A 25,631-nucleotide genomic window follows, 5' to 3' on the forward strand; every position below is an offset into this window, starting at 1 on the left:
CACAAGGCAGGAGCATAACGCCGAGTTGTCCACAGATTGCGCAGGGTGGTTTCGCGGAGTTGATCAAGCCGTCATTCTCGAGGTATGACGACTACGACAAGCACAGATTCCCTCGCTTTCGGTGATCTGGTCTCGCACGGAGTTCTCCACCGCCGGCACTTGCGCGTAGCGGGAATCTCAGACCGAAGAGCCGCACAGCTTTCCGGCCCGGGCGGACCGTGGCGACAGGTGTACTCCGGCGTGTACCTCGTGCACGACAAACCTCCGAGCCGGGAAGAACTTCTGCACGCAGCCGTTGCCCGGTACGGTCCCGGAACCGTCATCACCGGCACGGATGCGTTGTGCGCACACGGAATCAGCCATCCCCGGACCCCGGAGATCCATGTGCTGGTGCCGCACAACCGAAGGCCTGCCAACGAACCGAGCGTCATCACGTACCGCACCGCCCGGATGCCCGAAGCGATCCTGATCGACGGCCTGCCCTACGCAAGCGCCGCCCGCGCCGCTCTCGACCTGGCCCGGCGGGAAAACGATCCGGACGAGATCGCAAGGCTGGTCTCGCTGCCGCTGTATTGGGGCTTAGCGGACCGCGCGGAGCTGACGCGCGAACTGGACAACGGAAACCAGCGCGGCTCCGCGGCCGTACGCACAGTCCTGCGCGGCCTCGACGACCAAGAAACCTTCGCGCACGGACAAGCACTCCGTGTCCTCCAACGAACACCGCTGCCCACCCCGCAATGGAACGTCGCAGTATGCGACCGCCGCGGCCGACGACTCGGTACCGCGGATGCTTGGTGGGACGAAATCGGCCTCGCCTGGCGCTACCGAACGGCGGCCGGCCCCGAAGACTTCAGCCATCTAGCCCTAGCCGCGACCGGCGCTGTGTTGTTTCGGTGCACCCCACGCCAACTCCGGGATTCACCGGAGGAGATGAGCACCGAGCTTCTCAACGCCTACCGCCACGCGGCGCGCACTCCCCGCCCGAAAGTGCGCGCTGTCTACAAGACAGGAAATGCCGCATGACCCAACCCTGACGCACCGGGCGAGACGACGCGGGACGGGGACCGGCTCTGCCATCAGCGCTCGGCAGACAACTTGCTTCGGCGGCCACGCGGTCGTTGCGCGCAAGGTGGGCAGCCAGCGCTCCGCTCCCCTGTTCGTCGTTGAGCACGCAGTCCAGTCACCGACACTCGCCAGGCTGGCTGGACCTCATTGCTCGCACGATCACCAGTATTCGTCCGGCAGCTTGCCCTCGATGTCCCGGACGTGGTTGCGCGCGCAGTCCGGACAGAGCCAGCGCTGCTCGCCGTTTTCCTTGGTGCTGACCCACGCCAGGGTCGCGAGCGGGTCCGTTTCGGCAGCACGTGCTCGACCGCACCAGGAGCACGTCGGCTCAGGCGCGGTCACGACCGACGTCCGTGGTGCACGGTGCGCGCGCCGAGCAGGAAGAGATCGCGGCGTTTGCCGAGGTAGTGGGAACTGTCCGGATCGAGCAAAGAAGCCAACGTCTCGCGGTCCTCGTCCGCGAGATGGTCGGCACCATGCGTCGCAAGACGGGAAAGGTGGTGGTGCACGTAGTCAGGGAGACCGTCCGGACCAGGTGCGGGGTGGTCCACCAACGCGCTGAACGAACTGACGTCGGCGAGCCCGGCCCGTTCGAGCGCGACGGTCCAGCCGTAGGGCATCGGCACGGCGCCGTCGATGCCCTCGCGCATTCCGACGAACCACTCAGCCTGCGCGGCCTGCAGCCGGTCTTCTAGCCCGGGCCGTCCGACTCCGAGATCCCAAGGGAGGCAAGAAAAAGACAACCCACCCTCAGCGAGGGCGACCACCCCGCCAGCCCGCGCGACAGCGGCAAGCGTGCCAACCGCGGCCTGCTGGTCCGGAAGGTGATGCACCACCCGCGACGCCCACACGAGATCCGCGGCGGGAAGCAAGTCGGGCAAGGCACTGTCGGCGAGGTCAGCGACGATCGCACGAACCTCGATTGTCGACGCGGCGCCTCCGGCCAATGCGAGACCTTCCGCGTTTCCGGCGGCGACCACTGCACGAACCTCGGTTGCCGGGGCCGTGCCTCCGACCGGTGTGACGTGTTCCGCGTCCTCATCGGCAAGGTCGGCGACCACCCCACGAGCATCGGTTGTCGGCGCGGTGCCTCCGACCGGTGCGAGGCCTTCCGCATCTCCGTCGGCGAGATCGACGACCGACGCGCGAATCGCGACCGGTGGCGCGGTGGCTCCGGCTGCTTCGAGGTGTCCCTCGTCCTCATCGGCGAGGTCGGCGATCGCCGCGCGAGCCTCGGCTGTCGGGGCCGCGTCTCTGGCCGGTGCGAGGCGTTCCGCGTCCCCGTCGGCCGTGGTGTGGTCGTCCGGGCCTTCGCGGACTGGGCTGCGGCTGCCCGAGTCTTCAGCGGGGGCGGCGTGGTTGCTTGAGACCTCGCCGCCTGCGCCTGCCTTGGCGGCGAGGTGGCCGCTCGGATCCGCGCCAGTCGCGAGGTCGGTCCGATCTCCATCGGTCGTGGGGTGGACGCCGCGTTCGGGGGTGAGGGATGGGTTGTCTGCGCGGTTGCGTTGTGCTGCGTCGACGGCGGCGCGTACGGCTCGCTCGGCCTCGTGGAGCAGTTCGGGGGTCGCGTCGACCAGGATGATCGTGCCGCCGTCCCCGGCGGCCAGGGCTTCGGCGAAGTGGGTGCTCATCCCGCCAGCGCCGCAGCCCAGGTCGATCACTGTCGGGTTGGCGGGGAGTTTCGCGACTAGGCGTGCTGCGATGGCGGCCTGGGCGGGAGCGTCGAGAGTGTCGGCTGCGCGGAGGAGAACCAGCCGGTCAGCCCAGTCGATGTGGTCGTGCGTATGTCCGGACACGGGGCTCATTGAACACCCGTCCGCGGGCCTCGGACGAGAATGAGCCTGGACGGTCCCCCGACGGACTGTCCAGGCTCTTTCCGGTGAAGTCGTGAATCAGCGGCGGAATGGTCGCCTGCCCCGAAGCGGTTGCGCGGGCGCTCGCCGCGAAGGGTTGCTCGTCGTCCGAGTCGGTTGGGCAAGGCGAATCAGGTCGACGTCTGATCGCCTGGTTCGCAGCCGGGTGATCGGGCGACGGGACCTGACCGAAGCCGCGCGGCCGGGGATGAGCCGGGCAGTGCGGAATCGTGCCGGAGGTGGGAGCAGCCCGGGCGACCGACGCTCGCCGACCAGGACTGGAGACAATCCTGGTGGCGGGCACGGGTTCCCGGGCACGGGTTCCCGGGCACGGGGCAACGGCCGGGTCAGGCGGGGACAGCCGAAGCTGGATCTGCCTGACCGGGCCGGGCCACCCTCTAGTTCGGTGGTTGGTATCGCTCCGCTCGGCTGGTCGCCCAGCGGGCTACCCGCGACCAGCGGCGCGCGGCTCGCGCTTGGCGCCATGGGCGTTGGATCTCGTGTTCGGTTATCAGGTCGCGTATTCGCGCTCGGGACAGTTCTTCGTGAAGCAACATCTTCGTGGTCTCCTGAGACTTGTTCTGCTTGGGTTTCGGCTGCACACGGACCGGTTTTCCGGTGCGGGCCTCGAAATCGCGCGTGGTGATGAGGTCGATGGTCATGCGGCGGCGCTCCGGGCTGCGGCGGCGGGTTCGAGGGCGGCGTTCTTGCGCGGACGGCCACGGGGCCGCTTGCGCGCGATCACCGCACCGCGCTCGAAGATCTCCCCTCCCCAGACACCCCACGGCTCACGCCGGGCGAGTGCACCCGCGAGGCAGGCCTCGCGGACCGGGCAGCCGGCGCAGAACGCCTTGGCCCGCTCGAGTTCCGCGGGCGATTCGGCGAACCAGAGGTCCGCGTCGCGCGAGCGGCAGGGGAGTTCGGGCTCAGCTACCCCGTCGAGCAGGTCGCCGATGTCGAACCCTTCGACTAAGGGGCCCTCGGCGAGGGCGATGGCAGACGACATTTCCATGCTCCTTTGCGATTCGGTGGTGGTGTGGCGGTGGGCGATCGAACTGGACAACTTGTTCCTTCTTGTTGTGCAGCCAAAAAAACACGAAGGCCGCGGATCCGGGTTACCGGTTCCGCGGCCTTCGTGAGCCTTGAGTCCTGACTAGGTCAGGAACTTCGCTCCCGTATCGACAACGGAACACGGAACTGCTTGATGGTCGGCAGATCGACATCAACCTGCGGGTACGCGGCAACAACGGCGGCGGTCGCGAGAGTGATGCCGGCCGGGGCCCCGTTGCGCTCGATGCGACGCAATCCGTCGATGTGACGACGCGTTCCGTCGACGTGCGCGAACGAGGACACACCGGTGCCCTGGCGCGGAGCGGGGACGGTCATGCACAGCGACAGACCGGTGCCAGGATTCGTGTGCATCAGATTGCTGATCATTTCACCGGCACCGCCTTTCTCTGTCGGACCGCGCCGCTCGAAGCGGCAGCCGTCGTGTTCATCCCCAGACCGGGCTCTCGCCCGGGTGCCTACGCAGGTTATGCGCCCCGCCTCAACCGGGGCAACTTATTTTCCCAAATCTCTGCCGAAGAGACGAAGATCGCCCCCTAGCAGCAGGTTCGCCGCATCGATCACCGCGAAGACGCGGTCAAGATCGCATCGACGCGCGGACCACGTCGAGCACTTCCGCGCCGAACCGCTCCAGTTTCGTCGCGCCGATCCCGGAGATCGACACCAGCGCGCCGTCGTCGGTCGGCCGTTGTTCGGCGATCGCCATCAGCGTCGCGTCGGTGAACACGACGAACGCCGGGACCTTCAACTCCCGCGAACGCTCCCCGCGCCAGGTCTTCAGCTTCTCCAGCAGATCCTCATCCACTGTGGACGGGCACTTCCCGCACCGCCCCAGCTTGACCTCCATGGTCTGCACCAGCGGACCGCCGCACAGCCGGCAGCGCGCGACGTTCGACCCGGGCTTCGACACCTGCTGCGAACGGGCGATGCGCGCCGCCGGGTGGTCCTCCGGGATCAGCCCGTACAGGAACCGCGACCGTCGCCGGTTGCGTCCTCGGCCCTGCCCGCGCGAGAGCGACCACGACAGCGACAGATGCTCCCGAGCCCGCGTGACTCCGACGTAGAACAGCCGCCGTTCTTCTTCGATCGCGGCGTCGTCGCCGTCCGCGTGCAGGATCGGCATGGTGCCCTCGGACAGCCCGACGAGGAACACCGCGTCCCACTCGAGCCCCTTCGCCGCGTGCAGCGACGCGAGCGTGACGCCTTCGACCGTCGGCGGGTGCTGCGCCGCCGCGCGCTGTTCGAGCTCCGCGACGAAGCGCGGCAGGTCCGCGTCCTCGACCGACGCCGCCAGCTCCTCGGCCAGCTCCACCAGCGCGAGCAGCGCGTCCCACCGTTCCTTCGCCGCTCCGCCGGACGGCGGCTGCTCGGTGAGCCCGACCCGCGCGAGTACCGAGCGCACCGCGGTGACCAGCTCCAACGAGGTCGGTTCCATCGACGCCGTGCGCAAGGCCGACATCGCCTGCCGCACCTCGGTGCGCTGGAAGAACCGCTCGCCGCCGCGGACCAGGTACGGGATTCCAGCTTCGGTGAGCGCCTGCTCGTAAGCCTCCGACTGCGCGTTCACCCGGAACAGCACCGCGATCTCGCTCGCCGACACGTCCGCGTCGAGCAGTTCGCGGACCCGCCGCGCGACCGCGCTGGCCTCAGCGGCCTCGTCCTCGTACTCGGCGAACCGCGGCTCCGGGCCTTCCGGGCGCTGTCCGATGAGCTTCAGCCGCGAGCCTGCCGGACGTCCGCGCGCGGCGCCGATCACGCGGTTCGCCAGCGCGACGACCTGCGGCGTGGACCGGTAGTCGCGTTCGAGGCGCACGACAGTCGCCTCCGGGAAGCGCCGCGTGAACTCCAGCAGCGACTTCGGCGAGGCGCCGCCGAAGGAGTAGATGGTCTGGTTGGCGTCGCCGACGACGGTGAGGTCGTCGCGGCCGCCGAGCCACGCGTCGAGCAGCCGCTGCTGCAACGGCGTGACGTCCTGGTACTCGTCGACCACGAAGCAGCGGTACCGGTCGCGGAACTCGGCCGCGACCGCCTCGTGCTTCTCCAGCACCGCGGTGGTCTGCAGGAGCAGGTCGTCGAAGTCGAGGACCTGCGCGTTCGTCTTCAGCTCCTCGTACCAGCGGTAGACCTCGGCGACCTGAGCGACCGGCGCGGGAGTGTCGCGCTGCATCCGCGCGGCGACCGAGGGGTAGTCGTCCGGCGACACGAGCGACGCCTTGCTCCACTCGATCTCGCTCGAAAGGTCGCGCAGCACCTCGGTCTCGGTGCTCAGCCGGACGCGCTGGGCGGCCTGTGCGACGAGCCGGAACTTGTTGTCGATCAGGTCCCACGGCCGGTCGCCGACGACCCGCGGCCAGAAGTAGCGGAGCTGACGGCGGGCGGCGGCGTGGAAGGTCAGCGCCTGCGCCGCGTCGACCCCGAGGCCGCGCAGCCGGGTGCGCATCTCCCCCGCGGCGCGCGTCGTGAAAGTGACCGCCAGTACTTGACCGGGCGAGACGTGGCCCGATTGCACCAGGTGGGCGATACGGTGCGTGATCGTCCGGGTCTTGCCGGTGCCCGCGCCGGCGAGGACGCACACGGGACCGCGGGGGGCCGCCGCCGCGGCTCGCTGCTCGGGATCAAGCCCGTCGAGCAGGCCTTGGCGGCTCTGCCGGCTCTGGGGAGACGATGCGATGGCCACCCCGCGATCCTCGCAGAGGGGGCCGACGGATTCCCGGCCGGGCACGCGGCCGTATCCTGGTCATATGGCGGGCAAGCAGGACAAGGAAGCGGCCAAGCAGGCCAAGCGGGAAAAGCGCGCTGCGAGCAAGGCCCGGCGCGGCCAGCTGTTCGAGGCGTTCAAGATGCAGCGCCGCGAAGACCCGATGCTCATCCCCTGGATGGTCGGTTCGATCGTGGTCGTCGCCGGTGTGCTGTTCGGCATCGGGTTCCTCTTCGACATCCAGTGGACGCTGCTTCCGCTGGGCATCGTGCTCGGCATCCTGCTCGCCGTGATCATCTTCGGCAGGCGCGTGCAGCGCACGGTCTACGGGAAGGCCGACGGCCAGCCCGGCGCCGGAGCCTGGGCGCTGGAGAACATGCGCGGCAAGTGGAAGGTCACGCCGACCGTCGCCGCGACGACCCAGCTCGACGCCGTCCACCGCGTGCTCGGCCACCCCGGCGTCATCCTCGTGGCCGAAGGCGCCCCGCACCGGGTGAAGAGCCTGCTCGCGCAGGAGAAGAAACGCGTGTCGCGACTGGTGGGCGACACCCCGATCTACGACGTCACGATCGGCCACGAGGACAAGCAGATCCCGCTCAAGAAGCTGCAGTCGCACCTGGCGAAGCTGCCGCGCAACCTCAAGCCGGCCCAGGTCGACGCCCTCGAAGCGAAGCTGGCCGCCCTCGGCTCGCGCGGCGCGGCGATGCCGAAGGGACCGATGCCCGCGGGCGCGAAGATGCGGAACGTGCAGCGCACCATCCGCCGTCGCTGACACCTCTTGCGAAGAACCCCCGGTCGGGTGCCGACCGGGGGTTCTTTGTGTTCGGGAGACCGAGGTCAGCGCATCCGGATGACGACGGTGCCGGTCACGCGGTCGAGCCAGTTGCGGCCGTCGGCGTTGCGCACCAGCGGCGGGAGCAACAGCACTGTCAGCACCATCCGCACCAGCGCGCGCCACGCGCCGACCATCGTCGCGCCGTCCAGGCGAGCCACCCGAATGCCCAGGATCGCCATTCCGGGGGTGAAACCGAAGAACGTCACCGGGGCGACCGTGATGACCGCCCAGACCGCGCCCGCCCAGAGGTTGAACGTCTGCATCGCGGCGGCGTTCTGCAGGTCATAGCGCACGAACAGGGCGGTGATCAGGGACGCGAGCACCAGGTCGATGACCAGCGCGAGGAAGCGCGGGCCGCCGCTCGCGACCGCGCCCACGCCGGTTTCGGGCAGGCCCATCGACTCGCCGCGCCACTTCGGGGCCTCGCGCGGGCCCGCAGTGGTGGAGCCGTCGCCCGCGCCCGGCAGCCATTCACCCGTCCATCTCGCCACCCGTCCAGGGTATGCCGGTGGCGCGGACCACATCCGGCCTGGTCGACTGGGCAGTGACGGCGGCCCGTTAACACCCGCGAAACATTCGGGTGACGGTCGGGCAACACCGCCCTCTTAGCGTGAGCCGAAGAGAGTACAGCCGCCGGTAACGAACGAGAAGGAGTCACCGAGGGTGCCCACTACTCCAGACGACATTCAGCGCCTCATCGCCGACGAGAAGGTCGAGTCGATCGACGTCAGGTTCTGCGACCTGCCGGGCGTCATGCAGCACTTCACGGTGCCGGCCAAGGCGTTCGACCTGGAGGCGTACGAAGAGGGCCTCGCCTTCGACGGCTCCTCGGTGCGCGGCTTCCAGTCGATCCACGAGTCCGACATGCTGCTGCTGCCGGACCCCGAGACGGCGCGGATCGACCCGTTCCGCAAGGCGAAGACGCTCTCGCTGAACTTCTTCGTGCACGACCCGTTCACCCGCGAGGCCTACAGCCGCGACCCGCGCAACATCGCGCGCAAGGCCGAGCAGTACATCGCGGAGTACGGCGTCGCCGACAACGTCTTCTTCGGCCCGGAGGCGGAGTTCTACATCTTCGACTCGGTCCGCTTCGAGGACGCCGAGCACCTGTCGTTCCACGAGATCGACTCGATCGAGGGCTGGTGGAACACCGGCGCCGACACCGAGGGAGGGAACCAGGGCTACAAGACGAAGTTCAAGGGCGGCTACTTCCCCGTCCCGCCGGTCGACCACTTCGCCGACCTGCGCGACGACATCGTCCGCCAGCTGACGAACTCCGGCTTCGAGATCGAGCGCGCGCACCACGAGGTGGGCACCGCCGGCCAGACGGAGATCAACTACAAGTTCAACACGCTGCTGCACGCCGCGGACGACCTGCAGTTGTTCAAGTACATCGTGAAGAACACCGTGTTCGCCGCGGGCAAGACCGCGACGTTCATGCCGAAGCCGCTCGCCGGCGACAACGGCTCGGGCATGCACTGCCACCAGTCGCTGTGGAAGGACGGCCAGCCGCTGTTCCACGACGAGTCCGGCTACGCGGGCCTGTCCGACACGGCGCGGCACTACATCGGCGGCCTGCTCAAGCACGCGCCGAGCCTGCTGGCCTTCACCAACCCGACGGTGAACTCCTACCACCGCCTGGTGCCGGGCTTCGAGGCACCGGTTTCGCTCGTGTACTCGCAGCGCAACCGCTCCGCCTGCGTGCGCATCCCGATCACCGGCAACAACGCGAAGGCCAAGCGCGCCGAGTTCCGCTGCCCGGACTCCTCGGGCAACCCGTACCTCGCGTTCTCCGCGATGATGATGGCCGGGCTCGACGGCATCAAGAACAAGATCGAGCCGCCGGAGCCGATCGACAAGGACCTCTACGAGCTGCCGCCCGAGGAGGCCAAGAACGTCAAGCTGGTCCCGGGCGACCTGGGCACCGTGCTGGACACCCTGGAGCAGGACCACGACTACCTGCTCGAGGGCGGCGTCTTCACGCCCGACGTGATCGAGACGTGGGTCCAGTACAAGCGCGAGAACGAGATCGACCCGCTGCGGCTTCGCCCGCACCCGTACGAGTTCTCGCTGTACTACGACGTGTGATGCGAGGGGGCGTCACCGGGCCGTTGAAGGGCATCAGGTGACGACCTACCGGGCACGGGGCGGCGGTCGAGGGAATTCCTCGGCTGCCGTCCCGTTTTTGTGCATCTGAATCGCCGCACGTCCGAGCTAATGCGCACTATTGACCCTCCGGCGACGCTTCGCTCAGGGCAGGCCACGTGGAAAATGTGCAGGTGGACCGACAGCGATGGATAGGCGGCTATCCAGCCCAGCTCAGTCGGCGTCAGCGACGGTGGGTTCTCGCTTGCGCCATCGCCAGTACGTGCGGCGTCCTCATGTGGCTTGCCCTGGCCGTGTTCTTGAGCCCGTGGACTTCGTGGATCTTTGTGGCGTTCTTCGCCGCAAGCGCGGCCTACAACTGGCACATCTACCTGGCTCGACGCCTCAACACCTAGCCTCGGAGCCGTGCGCATCGCGTGCGGCGACGAATGCGGCGACGCAGCGATCCAGGTCCTCGCGGGAGTGTTCCGACGAGATCTGCACCCGGATGCGGGCCTCCCCCAACGGCACCACTGGATAGCTGAACGCCGTCACGTAGACGCCCAGCCGCAGCATTCGTTCGGCCACGCGGGCAGCCTCGCCTGCGTCGCCGAACATGATTGGCACGATTGGGTGTTCGCCCGGTAGGAGGCGGAAACCTGACCGCTTCATCCGAGAGCGGAAGTGAGCGGCGTTTCGGTGGAGGGCCTCGCGGCGGGAGGGGTCGGCGGCGAGGTCCAGGGCGGCCAGGGCGCCTGCCACGATGGCGGGTGGGAGGGCGTTGGAGAACAGGTACGGGCGGGACTGCTGCCGCAGGAGTTCCACGATCTCGGTATGGGCACTGACATACCCGCCGGAGGCGCCGCCGAGTGTTTTGCCGAGGGTGCCGGTGACGATGTCTACTCGGTCGCGGACGCCCAGCAGTTCGGGGGTTCCGGCTCCGGTCGGGCCGAGGATTCCGGTGGCGTGCGAGTCGTCGACCATGACCAGGGCGTCGTAGCGGTCGGCTAGGTCGCAGATTTCTCGCAGTGGGGCGATGGTGCCGTCCATGGAGAAGACGCCGTCGGTCACGATGAGGCGGCGGCGGGCGGCGGGCGCCAACTGGGTTTCTAGGTCGATCAGGGTGCGGTATAGGTGGCGGCGCGCCTTTGAAAGTCTGATGCCGTCGATGATTGAGGCGTGGTTGAGGGCGTGGGAGAGCACGACGTCCTGCTCGTCCAGCAGGGTGGCGAATACGCCGCCGTTCGCGTCGAAGCAGGAGGAATAGAGGATCGTCGCGTCGGTTCCCAATAATGCTGACAGGCGTGCTTCGAGGTCGGCGTGTTGGCTTTGGGTGCCGCAGATGAAGCGGACGCTTGCCATTCCGAATCCGTGATCTTCTAGGGCTCGTTTGGCGGCGTCGATTACTGCGGGGTGGTTGGCCAGGCCTAGGTAGTTGTTGGCGCAGAAGTTCAAGAACTCCTGTCCGGCAACGACAATCCGCGGTGATTGTGGGGAGGAGAGAAGGTGTTCGGTCTTGTATAGGTCTGCGGCGCGGAGTTTGTCTAGAGCGGTGCGCAGTTCGGTTTGGACGGACGTGTAGGTCATGAGCGGGGCCTGAATTGCTGGACCTCGCGTCGGCTGCCGTCCCATCCGGTGTGGTGCAGCCAGTCTTCGAAGGTCATTAGGCCGGGGTGGATTCGCCGCAGCAAGGCGAGGTCGCGGTCGTGAGTGGCGACGTCGTGTTGTTGGAAGAAGCCGAACATTCCGGCGTAGTCGTGGCCGACGTCGGGGATTTCGGTTCGGAGGGCGTCGAGTGGCAGATCTTTGTAGTGGGCGGGCGTTCCGGTCACTCGTTCGAAAGTCGCGGCGATCTCGGCGCCGGTGAGGCTGTCCGCGGAGACGGCTAGATCGCGTGCGCCCCAGGATTGCCAGTATTCCAACATATGCACTGCGAACCAGGCGATGTCGGACAGGGCGATCATGGGGTATCGGCCGGATCTTAGGGGCAGGGTGAAGACCACGCCGTCGTCGAGTGCGGCGGCGGGTGACAGGCGTGATTGGAGGTTCTCGAAGTACGGCGAGGTCACCAGGACCGAGACGTGTTCGGTGTACCAGCCGTCCGATTCGTGCCGCATCATTTCTTCGGATCGGTGGAGTTGAATGTGTGCGGCGACAGCGGCTTTGGCCTCGTAGTGCGGCGCGAGAACGCGTCCGGAGGTCAGCGTCGCGGCGCTGTCCAGCGATGACCATGCGAATCGGTCGACGCCGTGCTGTCGGGCTGCTTCGAGGATGCTCGTGCCTTGGGTGAACTCGGCGAGCGGGCTTTTGGCGGAGAAGAAGTCGGTGTTGCAGAAGACCCTGGACACGTCCTGCAGCGCGGTCTGGATGCTTCGCGGATCGCCCGCGTCGCCTCGGACCAGGCGCACGCGGTCGTGGGCTAGGGCCGCTGCGCGTGGCGAATCTGGGTCGCGGGTGAGGACTGTGACCTCGTCGTCGGTGTCGGCGAGGAGGCGCGCGACGACTCGGCTGCCCATGGCTCCGGTGCCGCCGATGATGAGGGTGCGGGTCATGATGCGACCTTCTCGGTGTTGAGCACATGCTCGGCCAGTTCGTGATGGGTGGCGATCCAGAGGTCGTCTCGAAGGAGGGCGATCTGCTGGAGCAACTGTTCGAACTGGTCGGCGAACAGTGGGCGGCCGCCGACATGTGCGTGGACGGTCAGGTTGAGGATGCCTGGCGTCGGCTGGCGGAGGAGATAGTCGAGAAAGTCGACGTGGATGTCCCGGTACGCGCGCGGGCCCGCCATTACGCCGCGTACGTCGGTGAAGTCGCTGTGCATGAGGTACACCAAGGGGCCTGCGGAAGTGGTCCTGACGTAGGGCAGGTCCTGGTCGCTGCGGTCGCCGGACCAGAGGTAGCCGGACGCGGCGAGCAGAGCGGGGGTGTTGCGGGATTCGGTGGCGCGGGGGCTGAGCCAGCCGGTGGGCCGGGTGCCGGTGACCTGGCGCAGAATGTCGGTGCAGCGATTGATGTTCGCCGCTTCGGCTTCGGCGCTGAGCTGTCCGGGGATGATGTCCTGGGCGTAGGAATGCGCGGCGATCTCGTGACCGGCGGCGTGCGCGGCTTGCACGGGTTCGGGGTGCCGTTCCGCGAGAAGGCCGCTGACGCCGAATGTCGCGGGCAGGTCATGCCGGTCCAGGATCTCGAGCAGCCGCCAGACTCCCGTCGTCGCCCCGTATTCGGCCCACGACATGCTGTGCCGGCACTCGACCTGGGGCAGCGGCCACGCGGCGGCCATCGGCGCGTAGACCGGCCAATGACCGTCGGACCACGATTCGAGCGCGACGCAGATCTTCACCGCGACCTTCTTGCCGTCCGGCCAAGCCCGCACAGGTCCCATGGGCACTCTCCGCTTCTTTCCGTCGGAATGGTCCTGACGGTAGCCGCGGAAGAGCGATTCATTTAGCCTCGTCGGCGGAGAGGATTTATCCACACGATGCATAAGCCAGAAGTCACGCTCGATCGAATGCGCACGTTCGTCCGGGTCGCCGAGAGCGGCAGCTTTTCCGCTGTCGCACGGGATCTCGGCGTCGGGCAGTCCACCGTCACCCGGCACGTCGGCGACCTGGAAGAGGCGCTCGGGGTGTCCGTATTCAGCCGTACCACCAGGAGTATTTCGCTGACCGAGGAAGGGCGTCGCTATTACGCCCGCGCCACGGAGATCCTCCGGCTGGTCGAGGAGGCGCGGCAGGAGGTCGAGGACGCCAAGGCGGGCGCGTCCGGAAAGGTGCGGATCTCCTGTTCGGCGTTCTTCGGCGTCATGCATCTGAGCAGGCTGATCTTCGACTTCCAGGATCGCTATCCCGACATTCGCGTCGACTTCGTCCTCACCGACGAACGCTCCGACCTGATCCGCGACGGTGTGGACGTCGCCATCCAGATCGGACCGCAGCCGGACAGTGAACTGCGCCTGCGTCCGCTCGGGATGGCGCACCAGATCCTCGTCGCGTCACCCGGCTATCTCGCGCGGCGTGGGACGCCTGATTCGCCGGAAGACCTGTCGTCGCACGACGTGATCCGGCGGACGAGCGTCGCCAAGAGCGGCGAGTTGACGCTCATCGACGAGCAGGGCACGGCGCACGTCGCGACCTTCACGCCTCGGCTTCGCGTCGATCATGGGCTTGCTGCGCGGGAGGCGCTTGTCGCTGGACGCGGGATCGCGCCGGTGCCGCGGTGGCTGGTGGACGATCTTCTTCACGACGGGATGCTGCAAGCGGTGCTGCCGGGATATGGGTGTGCGCCGTTGCCGTTGAATCTGCTCGTCGTGCCGGAGCGAGCGGAGCTGACTCGGGTGCGGCTTTTGCGGGACTTTCTCGCGGAGGAGATCACCCGGGTTCCGGGAGTGAGGCCGCTGCCCCGTCAGTGAGGCTTGCCGGCGCGGATGATTGCCGAGTACAGCTTGTTTCCGACCTCGTGAGTACGCCGGACGTCCACGTTCACGAGGCCCGCGGAGTGAAGCAGGACCAGGTAATCGTCAGCTGTGAGTGCTCCGCCGAGGCATTCCTCGTCAGCGGCGGCACGCTCCGCGTCGGTCAGGGTTTCCTCTGCGAGGAGGTCAGTCACTCCGAGGCGGCCGCCAGGACGCAGAACGCGTGCGATGCCCGCGAAGACAGCCGGTTTGTCCGGCGACAGGGCGATGACGCAGTTGGAGATCACGACGTCCACCGTGTTGTCCGGCAAGGGAATGGCTTCGATCGCGCCCTTGACGAACTCGACATTCGCGAGCCCCGCCTGCGCGGCGTGCCGCCGAGCGAGCGCGAGCATTTCGTCGGTCATGTCGAGGCCGACGGCGCGGCCGGCGGGCCCGACGCGCCGGGCGGAAAGCAGGACGTCCAAGCCTCCGCCGGAGCCGAGGTCGAGGACAGTTTCACCGGGTCGCAGGTCGGCGACGGCGAGCGGGTTTCCGCAGCCGAGGCTGGTGGCTGCCAGCGTTTCCGGGACGCTTTCTTCGGTGTAGTGCACTGCGCCGAGTCGTTCGGATTCGGATAGCAGGCCGGTGGCCTCGCCTGCCAGTGCCCGGCGTGCGGCATTGGCGTAGCGGTCACGGATCGCGTCCTGGTCTGGCCTCATCTCGTTACCTCGCAAGCGATGTCGGCGAAGGGGACGGCGGCGCGGCCCATCACGACGTCGGCCGCACTGGGGAAGCAGAACAGGCACTGCTCGTTCACCCGGTACATCCGGGCGGTGCCGTGCGGTTGCACGAGGACGAACCGGGCTTCGGTCAGGATCTTCAAATGCGCCGAGACGGTCGATTGGCTCACGCTCACCTGCTCGACGATCTCGCCGACCGACAGCGGGCGATCCGCGGAGGCGATCAGGTGCAGAACCTGGACGCGCGTTGGATCCGCGAGCGCGCGGAACCATCCGGCGTAGGTCTCCGCGGCGGCTCGGTCCAGCATGACGACCCCCTTCATCGTCCATCGACGATAGACGATGAAGGGGTCAGCTGGCCAGTTCGGCGAGCAAAGCCCGGACCCGCCGGTCGATCTCGTCGCGGATCGGGCGGATCTGGTCGGCCGGAAGGCCCGCCGGGTCGTCCAGCTTCCAGTCGAGGTAGCGCTTGCCGGGGAACACCGGGCAGGCGTCGCCACAGCCCATCGTGATCACGACGTCGGCGGCGCGGACCGCTTCGGTGGTCAAGGGCTTGGGGAACTCGCGGGACAGGTCGATGCCGAGTTCGGCCATGACCGCGACGACGGCGGGGTTGATCGTGTCGGCCGGCGCGGAACCGGCGGAGCGGACGACGACCTTGCCGTCCGCGTGATGGTGCAGCAGTCCGGCCGCCATCTGCGAACGCCCGGCGTTGTGGACGCAGACGAAGAGCACTTCGGGGACAGTCACGGCGAAACCTCCGCAGTTGCGAATCGACGTCGAAGCGCGAGCGATACGTAGACCAGTCCGACAAGGACCGGGACTTCGATGAGCGGTCCGACGACTCCGGCGAGGGCTTGTCCGCTCGTAGCGCCGAAAGTGGCGATCGCGACGGCGATAGCAAGCTCGAAGTTGTTGCCCGCGGCGGTGAACGCCAGCGTCGTGGTCCGTTCGTACGAAAGGCCGACCGCCTTGCCGACTGCGTAGGAACCTGCCCACATGAGTCCGAAGTAGACCAACAGCGGCAGCGCGATCCGGGCGACGTCGAGCGGACGGCTGGTGATTTGGTCGCCCTGCAGCGCGAAGAGGACCACGATGGTGAACAGCAGTCCGTACAGCGCGACCGGCCCGACCTTCGGCAGGAACCGGGATTCGTACCAGGTACGCCCCTTGGCGCGTTCGCCCAGCTTCCGCGAGAGATAGCCAGCGAGCAGCGGGATGCCCAGGAACACCAACACGCTCTTCGCGATCTGCCACGCGGAAACGCTCAGATCAGCTTGCGGCAGACCGAGCCAGCCGGGCAGCACGGCGAGGTAGAACCAGCCGAGGACGCCGAACATGACGACCTGGAACACCGAGTTCAGCGCGACCAGCACCGCGGCGGCCTCCCGGTCGCCGCAGGCCAGGTCGTTCCAGATGATCACCATCGCGATGCAGCGGGCGAGGCCGACGATGATCAGTCCGGTCCGGTATTCCGGCAGGTCGGGCAGCAGCAGCCAGGCGAGCGCGAACATCAGCGCCGGGCCGATCAGCCAGTTCAGCACCAGCGACGGCCACAGCAGCCGCCGGTCGGCGGTCACGTCGCCGAGCCGGTCGTAGCGGACTTTCGCCAGTACCGGATACATCATCACGAGCAGTCCGAGCGCGATCGGCAACGAGATTCCGTCGACCGAGACCGCGTTCAGCACCCCGGCCAGGCCCGGAATCCACCGGCCCGCCAGCAGTCCGAGCACCATCGCGGCAGCGATCCACACCGGAAGGAATCGGTCCAAAATGGACAGCTTGCCGACGACGCCGGTTTCGGTCGTCATGCCAGCGCCTCCGCGCCGCCCGGGACCAGCACGGCCGAGAGCCGGGCCAGCACTTCGGGGTGGACGCGGTAGTAGACCCAGGTGCCACGCCGTTCCCCGGTGATCAGACCGGATTCGCGCAGCACCTTCAGGTGATGGGAAATCGTCGGACCGGTCAGGTCGAACGCGTCGGTCAGGTCGCACACGCACGCTTCCCCGCCGGCGTGGGACGCGATGAGCGAAAGCAACCGCAGCCGCACCGGGTCGGACATCGCCTTGAACAGCTTCGACAGCTCCACGGCCTGGTCGGCCGTCAGCGGCTCGCGCGCCAACGGGGAGCAACACGCGTCCAACGCGACCAGCGGCAGTTGCTTCGACATGCGTCTATCTTGACAGGTCTCTAGATAGACAGCAATCTAGGTCCTGCCTTGTTTCGACAATCATCTATTCAAGGAGGACCGGTGTCCCGAGTTCAGCTCGCACTGCGGGTCGGAGACCTGACGGGTTCGATCGACTTCTACTCGAAGCTGTTCGGCGTCAAACCGGCCAAGCTCCGGCCCGGTTACGCCAACTTCGCCGTCACTGAGCCCGCGCTCAAGCTCGTGCTGCTGGAAGGCGAGCCCGGCCAGGCCACCGTTCTGGACCACGTCGGCGTCGAGGTCGAGTCGACGGACGAGGTCGACGAGGCCAGCAAGCGCCTCACCGGCGAGGGCCTGGAGACCCTGACCGAGGACAACACCACCTGTTGCTACGCCGTGCAGGACAAGGTGTGGGTGCACGGTCCCGGCCAGGAGCCCTGGGAGGTTTATACCGTCAAGGCGGACTCCCAGACGTATGGCTCCGACAGTGCCGCGCTCGCCTCTTGCTGCACGTCCGAGGAAGCCGCCCAGCCCGAGGGTTGTTGCGCCTGACCGATGGTCGCAGGTGTCGCCGCTTCCGTGTTGATCCGGAGCGGCGACACCTCTTGCCACCAGCCGACCGGCGCCGTTATGTTAATGAGAAATCACTTCTTCCGAGACTGTCGACAGGGAGCGGCGAGCCGCTCCTGGCCGGTGATGGGATGGCAACGACGCCTACCAGAGAGGCAGACAAGTACATGGAGAATCTCAGCAGAAGGAAGATGCTGACCCTCGGCGCGGCGTTGGGCATCGCGGGGATGGCGGGCACCACCGGCAGTGCGTGGGCGTGGTCGGGCAAGGGGTCGATCGCCGGGAGCGGGACGGGAGCCGATCCGTTCCAGGTTTGGGACGACACGGCGGACGCGGTCGCCAGGGCATTGCTCAACGAGGGCAGGATTCCGGCGGTCAATACGGCTTGGCAGGGCTGGATCGACAACAGCGCTCCGTTGCCCGCGGGCATGCCGGACTATCTGGTGGCGTATCTGCGGCAGGTCAACAAGCTTCCCTCGTGGGCGGATCCGGCCAAGCTCGCCGCTTCGGAGAAGCTTTATACCCGGTTGAGCAGTTATCTGTTCGTCTCGGAGACTCTGGGCAGCGGGATCATGAGCACCGTCATTCCGCGAGAGGCGCGGGCGGTTTACTGGTCGGCCGGCGGCGCGGACATGAAGCAGCGGGCGGCCAAGACGTTCACTTTCGGGTACGACCTGCACAATTCCAAGGCTTGGGCACCGGACGGGCATTTCGTCGTTACCGCCAACAAGACCCGGTTGGTGCACGCTGTAGTGCGGAATTTGCTGCCGACCTCGGCGAAGTACCAGGCCGGAGCGGATCAACCGAAGCCGATCAGCAATGGCGACATTCTGCGGACGTTCCATTCGGTGGCGACGTTCGCGCGCAGCAACATGCTCAAGTGGAACATCGCGTTGTCGACGGCGGAGCAGGACGCGGATCTGCATGCCTGGCAGGTCGCGCTGCATCTGCTTGGCGTGCAGGAGCAGTTCATTCCGCAGACCTGGGCGGACGCGGAAGCACAGGCGCAGCAGATGTTGTGGCCGGTGCTCGGGCCGACCGACGAAGGGGTCAGCCTGGCGAAGACGCTTCTCGGGTATATCGAGAAGCCGACGCTCGGGCTCGATTCCGGGTTCGTCAACGAACTGGTGCGGTATCTGCTCAATGACCAGGTGGGCGATTGGCTCGGACTCCCCCGCGATTACGCCCAGGCGGCGTTGATACGGATCGAGTGGCCGGCGTATGTCGCGTTTCGGGAGGGCGCGTCCAAGATCATGCCGGGCAGTTTCTATCTCTTCGATCAGTTCGTGCGCGGCATTTCGATGCTGTACCTCAACAACGGAACGTCGCCGACGCAGACGCCGATCACGCTACCCGCGGCGAATCGGCCGGGCGCTTAGAGCCCCAGCGCACTCAGCAGGAAGGCGGTGGCGGCGGCGCGGTGGCCGGGGGTGTCCTCCCACCGCAGCCGCCGGCCGGTTTCGACTACCGCGCCGAAGCCCGCGTGCACCAGCACGCGGGCTTGGTGTGCGTCCAGATCCGGGCGTGCCAAGCGGAGTTGTTGTTCCCAGACGGCGATGTGCTCGCGTTGGGCGAGGTTCAACGGGCGTTGCAACGCGGCGGGGAGGCCGCCTAGTTCGGCGGCGGCGACGTTGGTCAGGGCGGTGTGTTCGAAGCTGTAGGCCACGTAGGTCGCGGCTAGTACGGGCAAGGCTTCCGCGCCGGTGGTGCCGTGGAGGTTTTGTTCTACGGCTTGCGACAGGAGCCCGGCGGCTTGCAGGCAGGCGGCCGCCAGGATCTCGGCTTTGTTGGGGAAATGGCGGTAGAGGGCAGAAGGAACCAAGCCCACTGCCTCGGCGATTCGGGCGTTGGTGACGGTGGCGAATCCGTCGCGTTCGAACAGCGGGACGGCGGCGGCGAGGATTTGCGCCCGGCGGGTTCGCGGGACGGGCTGGGCGGGCAGAGCCACGGAGGGCACCGGCACGGTGGTCGTCGCGGTAACTAGGCGCAGGGCGGATTCGGTCAGCAAGTTCTCGGCGCGGTGGTGGGCGATCGAGGTGCGGTGCATGGTGATCGAGCCGATCGCGCCGAGCGCGGCTGCGGCGCGGAGGTCCGCGTCCGGCGACGGCTGCACCACGTCTGTCACCCGCGCGACGACTTGGGCGAATTTCGCGCTGAGGACGCGCCGGTCCGCACGGTCGAGGTAACGGGCCTCCCAGCGGTACAGGCCGCCGGACTCGCGGTGGGCGACGGTGACCCGGGCCAGCGGGCGGAGGACGTCGTCCGCGGGGGCCTCGGCGGGGACTGTGTCCAGGGCGGCGACGAGCCGGTCCGCCATCACGTTGGCGCATTCGGTGAACAGGGCGTACTTGTTCGGGAAATGCCGGTACAGCGCCGCCGCGGTGATCCCGACGGCGGCGGCGATCTCTTCCATGGACGCCGCGTGGTAGCCGCGTTCGCTGAAGGCGCGGCCCGCCGCTTCGACGATGAGCTGTTTGCGGTTGCGCGGACGGGTGGCCGCGGCCGGTTCGGAGGTCACTGCGGACCCCGAGCACCCGGATGCGGAAGTACGGCCATGCCGGCCAGTCAATCACGAGCCGGGCGGGATGCCCGAGGAGAGGATTGGCGTGGTCGTTCCGGCGGGGTCATCGCCACCGCTTGACCCAGGTCAGGAGTTCCGTGTCCCGCAGGGACGGGACCACGACGTCGGCGGGGAACTCGGCGGCGGACAACGTCGGGACGCCTACCACCGGTACGCCGGCGGCGCGGGCGGACCGCAGACCGGTCATCGAGTCCTCGAAGGCGAGGGCGGACGCCGGAGCCACGCCTAGCCGGGCGCAGGACGTCAGGTAGATCTCCGGTGCTGGCTTCGGCTCCGCGACCTCGTCGGCGGCCACGCTGATCTGGAACTCGAAGCCGCCTCGCGCCAGCGCGGCTTCCAAGAGCGCGCGGGGCGAATTGCTGGCCACTGCGACCGGTACCGCGGCGGCGGCCAGTTCGACCAGCTCGTGGGCGCCGGGCATCGCTTCGGCCTTGGCGGACACCACGTCGGTCACCATCGACAGGAGCTCGTCCGCGATCGCGGGGCCGTTGCCCGGTTCGCCGAACACCTCGGCCATGGCGCCGGCGGCCGCGGCGACCGATTTGCCGATGACCAGCGCCTTCTGCTCGGGACCGAACGGGAGGCCGCGACGGGCGAAGAGCTCCGTTTCGGCGACAGACCAGCAGGGTTCGGTGTCCATCAGCAGGCCGTCGCAGTCGAAGACGACCGCCTGCGGCGTCCAGTCGAAAAGCATCAAGTCCCCCTTCGGACAGCGGACCTCCAGTCTGTCATCGTCCGGCTCCCTGTTCGAGGTTTCGGCGGATCCGGTCCCTGGCCGCCGAATCGCCCGTTCCCAGGTCCCTGCTGCGGACTTCGTGGCGGAGCCCATCGGCCATGACGAAGCGTGGATGGTGCAGGGAGTCCAGCGACTCGGTTGGATCACCGTCTACCGCGATGATGTCCGCGCGGAGCCCGGGAACCAATCGACCGGTTACGCCTGCCAAGCCGCAGACTTGCGCGGCGACCGAGGTGGCACTGGCAATTGCCTGCCGGGGAGACATTCCGGCCTCGGCGAAGGTGTCCAGACAGTCGGCGTAGCGTTCGAAGTGGACTAACGGGATTCCGGCGTCGGTCCCGGCGACAATGATGGCACCCAAGGAAATCAGCGCGCGAAGGTTGCCGACGACGGCGTCGCGTTCATCCCACGGGCACATGTAATCCGTTGCGGTGCAAGCGGTGTTCATCGTCGGGCTGACCGCGATTCCGCGCGCGACGATCATCTCGGCGACCCGGGGATCGAATTCCGTGCCGGTACGGGTGACCCAGCCGCAATGCTCGATGCAGTCGACACCGGCGAGTACGGCTCGCTCGATGCCTTCGACGCCCAGCGCGTGCGTCGTGACCGGCAAGGAACAGGCGTGCGCTTCAGCCACCAAAGCGGTCAACTCGGCCACGGTGTACCGCGCTTCGGAAGGATGGCTGCCGGGAGTCATGAAGCCGCCGGTGGTCATGACTTTGATCAGGTCGACGCCGTCGTCAGCGTGTTGCTTGACCTTCGCGCGAACCTGGTCGACTCCGTCCGCGATGCCGCCCATCGACGCGGCGTGGCCGCCGGCGACGGTGATCGGTGCGTTCGCGGCCAGCATCCGTGGCGTCGCTTGCGGGGTGGCGGCAAGCAAGTCCCGTACGCGGGTGCTCAGGGTGCCGGGAGCGCCCAGGTCGCGGGCGGTGGTGACCCCGGCGTCCAGCAATCGCTGCGCGTTGGCGACCATCCGGCGGGTCAATGCGTCGTCGTCGGCGGACATTTCCAGGGTGACCTCGCCAGAACCCGGGTCCTGACAGAGGTGGACGTGACAGTCGATCAAGCCGGGCATCAGGGTGACGTCGCCGAGGTCGGCGACTTCGCCGGCGGGGGCGGAATTCCGTGGCCCGGCATAGGTGATCACCCCGTCCGAGACGGCCACGGCGGCGTCGTGGATCAGCGGGGCGGACGCGTCGGTCAGCAGTCGCGCGGCTGCGAAGATCATGCTTGCCTCCGGTACTCCGCGATCGCCGCGCAGAGGCGGTCGATGTCGCCGGTGGTGTTGTAGCAGTGGAAGGACAGCCGGAGGTTCGACCCGCGTGGTGCGGTGACGATCCGGCGGGCGGCCAGGAAATCCGCCAGGGCAACGGGATCGGCGTCGACCAGTGCGACTTGCGGGCCGGGGCGGGCGTCCGGGGCGGGTCCGTTCAGCGTTTCGCCAGTGTCGGCGAGGCGTTCGGCCGTTGAAGCCACTAGGCGTTCGGCGTGGGCCCAGGCCGCCCCGGGGTCGAGTTGGCCGAGCACTTCGAGGCCTGCTCGGGCAGCGTAGACGGCGGGGATTCCCGGAGTGCCGGATTCGAAGCGCCGGGCGCTGGCCGGGACGTCGAGGAGCGCGGGGTCGAAGTCGAACGGGTCGACGCGGCCGAACCAGCCCGTCATGCGCGGCGGCTGGTGGTCTTCGACGCCGGAGCGGGCGAACAGGATCGCGATTCCGGGCAGGCCGAGCAAATACTTGAGGGTTCCGGTGACGAGGTAGTCGCAGTCCAGCTGCGCGACATCGACCGGAACGACACCGACCGCCTGGTACGCATCGACCAGCACGCGGGCGCCGACAGCCCGCGCGTGCTTGGCGATCTCGTTCACCGGCTGCAAGGAACCGTTGGTGTACAAGGCGAACGGGATCGACACGAGCCGGGTCGACGAGTCGATCTGAGCGCGATAAGCCTCGACGACGCCGAGCGACCGCATCGCGTCCTGGCTGACCCACCGCATCTGCTCGCCCGCCGGACGCCGCGCGTGCAGCACCTGTCCGACGCTCGGAAACTCCGACGCCATCGACACGATCACGCCGCCGTCGTCGAAGTCGACCGCGTTGACCGCCTGGAAAGCGGCGTGCGACGCGGACGGCACCAAAGCGATCTCGCCCGGCTGCGCGTTGAGGAAACCCGCTGCCGCAGAACGCAATCGCTCGACTTCGGTCATCCACGGCCCCCAGGGCGCACCCTGGTCGCGCAGCGAGTACGCCAACTCCCCCAACGCCGCGGTGACCTGCGTGGAAACCGCGCCCTGGCTGCACGAAGCCAGGTGCGTGGTGTCGACCAAACTGGGGAACTGGGCACGGAACCGGTCGGGATCCACGAGTCACCTCCGCGAGAACTGCCGTCAGCCACAGTGAACAGCCAGCACTCCCACTACGCAAGCCTCTCTCGCGCCGCCACAATTGTCGTCATTGACGCGATACAAGTCATCGCTCACACTGATGCACATTCATCCAGGCTGAACACAGCGACGTGGATAGCTGAGGAGCGATCATGGCCCGACCCGTCAGACGCCGCTGGCACTGGCTGCTGCTCGTCGTCCCCTTCGCGTGGTGCGTCGCGGCGATTCCCCTGGTCAACCGGATCGACTACGTCTTCGGCTCGATCCCGTTCCTGCTGGTGTGGATGACCGCGGGCGTGCTGATCGGCTCCGGCGCGATCGGCCTGGTCTACGCGATCGATCGTCGCCGCGGCGACCTGGACCGGGTGTAGCGCGATGGCACTGGCGCTCGCTCTCCTGATCGCGGTCGGCTCGATCGTCTGGGGCACCCTCGCCGCCGCGCGCGGCCGGGCGATGAACCTGCAGGAATGGTCCGTCGGCGGACGCCGGTTCGGCACCTGGCTGTTCTGGTTCCTGCTGGTCGGCGAAACGTTCACCACTTTCGCACTGCTCGGCGCGTCGCAAGGCGTTTTCAGCAACGGCGCGCCCGGGTTCTACGTCCTCGGCACGGTCGTGCTGACCGCGGCGATCGGCTATTGGGTGGTGCCCAAGATCTGGCGCGCGGGCAAGCAGCACGGCCTGGTCACCATGGCCGACTACTTCACCACCCGCTTCGAAGCCCGCTGGTTCGGCGGACTGGTCGCCGTCTTCGGCATCGTCGCGCTGCTGCTGTATGCCCAGGTCCAGCTGACCGGGCTGAGCCTGATCCTGGCGAGCTTGTTCGGCAGTGAGGTCCCGTCGCTGGTCTACGTCATCGCCGGCGGGGCGCTGGTCGCGGGGTTCGTGCTGGTCGGCGGGATGCGCAGTGCCGCGTTCACCGCGATCGTCAAGGACGTGCTGCTGATCGCGATCCTGCTCGTGGTCGCGATCGGCGCGGCGAACGCGGCGGGCGTGAGCGGTCCGATGGGCGTGTTCGACGCGATGAAACAAGCGCATCCGAGCGGCGCGACGCTGCCCGGACTGCACGGGTCGACCGCCACGAACACCTGGTGGTGGATGAGCTTCCTGCTGCTCACCCCGCTGGGCTCGTTCGCGCTGCCGCACATGTTCCAGGTGTCCTACAGCGCGAAGGACGTCGCGACGATCCGCCGCAATCAGGTCGTCCAGCCGCTGTATTCGCTGTTCTACGTCCTGATCGTGATGATCGCGCTCGCCGCGGTGCTCGCGCTGCCGAAGCTGACCGACAAACAGGCCAACGCGTCGCTGCTGATTTTCGTGCGCGAGAAGTACCCGGAATGGGTCATCGGACTGCTCGGCGGCGCGGGCATTCTCGTCGCGCTCGTGCCGACCGCTGTTCTCGTGCTCGCGGCAAGCAGCCTGTTCACCCGCAATGTGCTCGGCGCTCGCTCGAAGAAGTTGGCCTCGTCGTTGCCTGCGATGCGCGTAGGCGTTCTCGCTTTCACTGCGCTTTCCGTACTTCTGGTCGCACACAGCAACGAAAAACTGTTGAGCATCATGACGAACGTGTACAGCGCCGTCGGGCAGCTCGCCCCCGCGTTGTTCCTCTCGATGCTGTGGCGACGGGTCACCGCGCCCGGGCTGGCGGCGGGTGCGTTGTGCGGCGGACTGATCGTCGGCGTGCCCGCGCTGGGTTCGCTCGTCGCGCACACGATGCCGCCCGGAACCGTGGTCGGACTGCCCGCGCTCGTCGTCAATCTGATCGTGACGGTGGCGGTCAGCCTGGTGACCCGGCCGCCATCGGAAACCGCGATCGACGTCGGGGCCGGGGACCGCTCACCGGGGCCCGCAGAGGCCGGTGACCTGCGCCGAAGCGCCGTTTGATGATAATGATCGAGTGACCGTGACGAGGATCCGCGAGTTCCGCACCCTGCGCGGGCTGACCGTGCGCCAGCTTGCCGACCAGGCCGGAGTGTCGACCGGGTTGATCAGCCAGGTCGAGCGGGGCGTCACCGACCCCAGCCTGGAAACCATGCGGCGGATCGCCGAGGTGCTCGACATCCCGCTGTTCAGCCTGTTCCAGGAGCCGGACGAGGAGACCGTCGCGGTGATCCGGCACGACGACCGCTACCGGATCTCCTCGCCGCACCACGCGATCACCTACACCCGCGCGTCTCCGGGCGGCGCGAAGCTCGAAGTGCTCGAGGGCGTGCTCGAACCCGGCGGCGTCTCGTCCGACGAACTGCGCTCGCATCCGTCCGAGGAATGCGTGGTGGTGATCGCCGGACGGCTGACCGTCCAGGTCGGCGAGCAGACGCACGTGCTCAAGACCGGCGACAGCTGCCACTTCGATTCGACCATCCCGCATCGCTTCCGCAACGACGGCCGGACCACCGCCCGGTTCCTCGTGAGCGTCACTCCGCCGAGTTACTGATACTTCCGCCGGAGGCATCAACCCGGGAATTGGTCTAGACTT

General features: G+C 67.7%; 28 protein-coding genes. 9 read left to right on the forward strand and 19 right to left on the reverse strand.

Annotated elements, in window-relative coordinates:
• Positions 1-228 precede the first annotated feature (228 nt).
• Positions 229-1,023 carry a hypothetical protein gene (locus ACZ7SW_RS18415; protein WP_470231599.1) on the forward strand — a complete coding sequence of 265 codons (795 nt, stop codon included), beginning with the start codon at positions 229-231 and terminating at the stop codon, positions 1,021-1,023.
• 201 nt (positions 1,024-1,224) lie between these two features.
• Here the strand turns inward: ACZ7SW_RS18415 and ACZ7SW_RS18420 are convergent, their stop codons facing one another.
• From ACZ7SW_RS18420 to ACZ7SW_RS18445, 6 genes are all read right to left on the reverse strand, one after another.
• Positions 1,225-1,407 (reverse strand): hypothetical protein, encoded by a 183-nt coding sequence (locus tag ACZ7SW_RS18420; protein WP_470231600.1) that lies wholly within the window; start codon positions 1,405-1,407, stop codon positions 1,225-1,227.
• Entirely contained in the window at positions 1,404-2,861 is a 1,458-nt protein-coding gene (locus tag ACZ7SW_RS18425) for a methyltransferase domain-containing protein (protein WP_470231601.1), read from the reverse strand. The genes ACZ7SW_RS18420 and ACZ7SW_RS18425 overlap by 4 nt, the downstream gene beginning before the upstream one ends.
• Positions 2,862-3,316: 455 nt before the next feature.
• A complete protein-coding gene (locus ACZ7SW_RS18430; protein WP_470231602.1) occupies positions 3,317-3,580 on the reverse strand; it encodes a hypothetical protein in 264 nt (87 codons plus the stop codon).
• The gene (locus tag ACZ7SW_RS18435) at positions 3,577-3,924 is read right to left on the reverse strand and encodes a WhiB family transcriptional regulator (RefSeq protein ID WP_470231603.1); all 348 of its coding nucleotides are present in this window, start codon (positions 3,922-3,924) and stop codon (positions 3,577-3,579) included. The genes ACZ7SW_RS18430 and ACZ7SW_RS18435 overlap by 4 nt, the downstream gene beginning before the upstream one ends.
• Positions 3,925-4,076: 152 nt before the next feature.
• A complete protein-coding gene (locus ACZ7SW_RS18440) occupies positions 4,077-4,355 on the reverse strand; it encodes a hypothetical protein (RefSeq protein WP_470231604.1) in 279 nt (92 codons plus the stop codon).
• Between the two features lie 208 nt (positions 4,356-4,563).
• The gene (locus tag ACZ7SW_RS18445) at positions 4,564-6,663 is read right to left on the reverse strand and encodes an ATP-dependent DNA helicase UvrD2 (RefSeq protein WP_470231605.1); all 2,100 of its coding nucleotides are present in this window, start codon (positions 6,661-6,663) and stop codon (positions 4,564-4,566) included.
• 64 nt (positions 6,664-6,727) lie between these two features.
• Here ACZ7SW_RS18445 and ACZ7SW_RS18450 point away from each other — a divergent pair, with 64 nt between their 5' ends.
• Positions 6,728-7,456, forward strand: coding sequence for a DUF4191 domain-containing protein (locus ACZ7SW_RS18450; RefSeq protein WP_470231606.1), 729 nt, complete (start codon positions 6,728-6,730; stop codon positions 7,454-7,456).
• A gap of 65 nt (positions 7,457-7,521) precedes the next feature.
• On the opposite strand, the gene ACZ7SW_RS18455 is transcribed toward ACZ7SW_RS18450, so the two are convergent.
• Positions 7,522-8,010 (reverse strand): RDD family protein, encoded by a 489-nt coding sequence (locus tag ACZ7SW_RS18455; RefSeq protein WP_470231607.1) that lies wholly within the window; start codon positions 8,008-8,010, stop codon positions 7,522-7,524.
• A gap of 172 nt (positions 8,011-8,182) precedes the next feature.
• On the opposite strand from ACZ7SW_RS18455, the gene glnA reads away from it, so the two are divergent.
• A complete protein-coding gene (gene glnA, locus ACZ7SW_RS18460) occupies positions 8,183-9,607 on the forward strand; it encodes a type I glutamate--ammonia ligase (protein ID WP_470231608.1) in 1,425 nt (474 codons plus the stop codon).
• A gap of 402 nt (positions 9,608-10,009) precedes the next feature.
• On the opposite strand, the gene ACZ7SW_RS18465 is transcribed toward glnA, so the two are convergent.
• The 3 genes from ACZ7SW_RS18465 to ACZ7SW_RS18475 are packed head-to-tail and all read right to left on the reverse strand — an operon-like array spanning position 10,010 to position 12,986.
• A complete protein-coding gene (locus ACZ7SW_RS18465) occupies positions 10,010-11,191 on the reverse strand; it encodes a glycine C-acetyltransferase (RefSeq protein WP_470231609.1) in 1,182 nt (393 codons plus the stop codon).
• Complete coding sequence (locus ACZ7SW_RS18470; protein WP_470231610.1) at positions 11,188-12,156, reverse strand: NmrA family NAD(P)-binding protein; 969 nt, start codon at positions 12,154-12,156, stop codon at positions 11,188-11,190. Before ACZ7SW_RS18470 ends, ACZ7SW_RS18465 begins: the two co-directional genes overlap by 4 nt.
• Positions 12,153-12,986 (reverse strand): polysaccharide deacetylase family protein, encoded by an 834-nt coding sequence (locus tag ACZ7SW_RS18475; RefSeq protein WP_470231678.1) that lies wholly within the window; start codon positions 12,984-12,986, stop codon positions 12,153-12,155. Before ACZ7SW_RS18475 ends, ACZ7SW_RS18470 begins: the two co-directional genes overlap by 4 nt.
• Positions 12,987-13,112: 126 nt before the next feature.
• Here ACZ7SW_RS18475 and ACZ7SW_RS18480 point away from each other — a divergent pair, with 126 nt between their 5' ends.
• Positions 13,113-14,012, forward strand: coding sequence for a LysR family transcriptional regulator (locus tag ACZ7SW_RS18480; RefSeq protein ID WP_470231611.1), 900 nt, complete (start codon positions 13,113-13,115; stop codon positions 14,010-14,012).
• Here ACZ7SW_RS18480 and ACZ7SW_RS18485 read toward each other — a convergent pair.
• From ACZ7SW_RS18485 to ACZ7SW_RS18505, 5 genes are read right to left on the reverse strand one after another with little or no spacing between them, the layout of a single operon-like run.
• Positions 14,006-14,716 (reverse strand): methyltransferase domain-containing protein, encoded by a 711-nt coding sequence (locus ACZ7SW_RS18485; protein ID WP_470231612.1) that lies wholly within the window; start codon positions 14,714-14,716, stop codon positions 14,006-14,008. The two genes, ACZ7SW_RS18480 and ACZ7SW_RS18485, sit on opposite strands and share 7 nt — an antisense overlap.
• Positions 14,713-15,045, reverse strand: coding sequence for an ArsR/SmtB family transcription factor (locus tag ACZ7SW_RS18490; RefSeq protein WP_470231613.1), 333 nt, complete (start codon positions 15,043-15,045; stop codon positions 14,713-14,715). Before ACZ7SW_RS18490 ends, ACZ7SW_RS18485 begins: the two co-directional genes overlap by 4 nt.
• 43 nt (positions 15,046-15,088) lie before the next feature.
• Positions 15,089-15,487, reverse strand: coding sequence for an arsenate reductase ArsC (locus ACZ7SW_RS18495; protein WP_470231614.1), 399 nt, complete (start codon positions 15,485-15,487; stop codon positions 15,089-15,091).
• Complete coding sequence (arsB, locus tag ACZ7SW_RS18500) at positions 15,484-16,548, reverse strand: ACR3 family arsenite efflux transporter (protein WP_470231615.1); 1,065 nt, start codon at positions 16,546-16,548, stop codon at positions 15,484-15,486. The genes ACZ7SW_RS18495 and arsB overlap by 4 nt, the downstream gene beginning before the upstream one ends.
• Positions 16,545-16,907 (reverse strand): ArsR/SmtB family transcription factor, encoded by a 363-nt coding sequence (locus ACZ7SW_RS18505; protein ID WP_470231616.1) that lies wholly within the window; start codon positions 16,905-16,907, stop codon positions 16,545-16,547. Before ACZ7SW_RS18505 ends, arsB begins: the two co-directional genes overlap by 4 nt.
• A gap of 81 nt (positions 16,908-16,988) precedes the next feature.
• Here ACZ7SW_RS18505 and ACZ7SW_RS18510 point away from each other — a divergent pair, with 81 nt between their 5' ends.
• On the forward strand, positions 16,989-17,438 hold the full coding sequence (locus tag ACZ7SW_RS18510; protein WP_470231617.1) for an ArsI/CadI family heavy metal resistance metalloenzyme: 450 nt from the start codon (positions 16,989-16,991) through the stop codon (positions 17,436-17,438).
• Between the two features lie 185 nt (positions 17,439-17,623).
• Positions 17,624-18,835, forward strand: a complete 1,212-nt coding sequence (locus ACZ7SW_RS18515; RefSeq protein ID WP_470231618.1) for an oxygenase MpaB family protein — start codon at positions 17,624-17,626, stop codon at positions 18,833-18,835.
• On the opposite strand, the gene ACZ7SW_RS18520 is transcribed toward ACZ7SW_RS18515, so the two are convergent.
• From ACZ7SW_RS18520 to ACZ7SW_RS18535, 4 genes are all read right to left on the reverse strand, one after another.
• Positions 18,832-19,974 carry a TetR/AcrR family transcriptional regulator gene (locus ACZ7SW_RS18520; protein WP_470231619.1) on the reverse strand — a complete coding sequence of 381 codons (1,143 nt, stop codon included), beginning with the start codon at positions 19,972-19,974 and terminating at the stop codon, positions 18,832-18,834. The two genes, ACZ7SW_RS18515 and ACZ7SW_RS18520, sit on opposite strands and share 4 nt — an antisense overlap.
• A gap of 106 nt (positions 19,975-20,080) precedes the next feature.
• Positions 20,081-20,731: an HAD family hydrolase gene (locus ACZ7SW_RS18525; protein ID WP_470231620.1), complete on the reverse strand. Its 651-nt coding sequence runs from the start codon at positions 20,729-20,731 to the stop codon at positions 20,081-20,083.
• A 34-nt stretch (positions 20,732-20,765) separates the two neighbouring features.
• A complete protein-coding gene (locus ACZ7SW_RS18530; RefSeq protein ID WP_470231621.1) occupies positions 20,766-22,004 on the reverse strand; it encodes a metal-dependent hydrolase family protein in 1,239 nt (412 codons plus the stop codon).
• The gene (locus ACZ7SW_RS18535; RefSeq protein WP_470231622.1) at positions 22,001-23,137 is read right to left on the reverse strand and encodes an aminotransferase class V-fold PLP-dependent enzyme; all 1,137 of its coding nucleotides are present in this window, start codon (positions 23,135-23,137) and stop codon (positions 22,001-22,003) included. The genes ACZ7SW_RS18530 and ACZ7SW_RS18535 overlap by 4 nt, the downstream gene beginning before the upstream one ends.
• Before the next feature lie 173 nt (positions 23,138-23,310).
• Between ACZ7SW_RS18535 and ACZ7SW_RS18540 the strand changes: the two genes are divergently transcribed.
• Genes ACZ7SW_RS18540 through ACZ7SW_RS18550 form a run of 3 tightly spaced genes read left to right on the forward strand, consistent with a single transcriptional unit; the run spans position 23,311 to position 25,589 of the window.
• Positions 23,311-23,529 carry a DUF3311 domain-containing protein gene (locus tag ACZ7SW_RS18540; RefSeq protein WP_470231623.1) on the forward strand — a complete coding sequence of 73 codons (219 nt, stop codon included), beginning with the start codon at positions 23,311-23,313 and terminating at the stop codon, positions 23,527-23,529.
• Positions 23,530-23,533: 4 nt separating this feature from the next.
• Positions 23,534-25,039 (forward strand): sodium:solute symporter family protein, encoded by a 1,506-nt coding sequence (locus tag ACZ7SW_RS18545; protein ID WP_470231624.1) that lies wholly within the window; start codon positions 23,534-23,536, stop codon positions 25,037-25,039.
• Between the two features lie 13 nt (positions 25,040-25,052).
• Complete coding sequence (locus ACZ7SW_RS18550) at positions 25,053-25,589, forward strand: helix-turn-helix domain-containing protein (protein WP_067593027.1); 537 nt, start codon at positions 25,053-25,055, stop codon at positions 25,587-25,589.
• Positions 25,590-25,631: the final 42 nt, after the last annotated feature.

It is taken from the genome of Amycolatopsis sp. NPDC114484 (assembly GCF_055633755.1).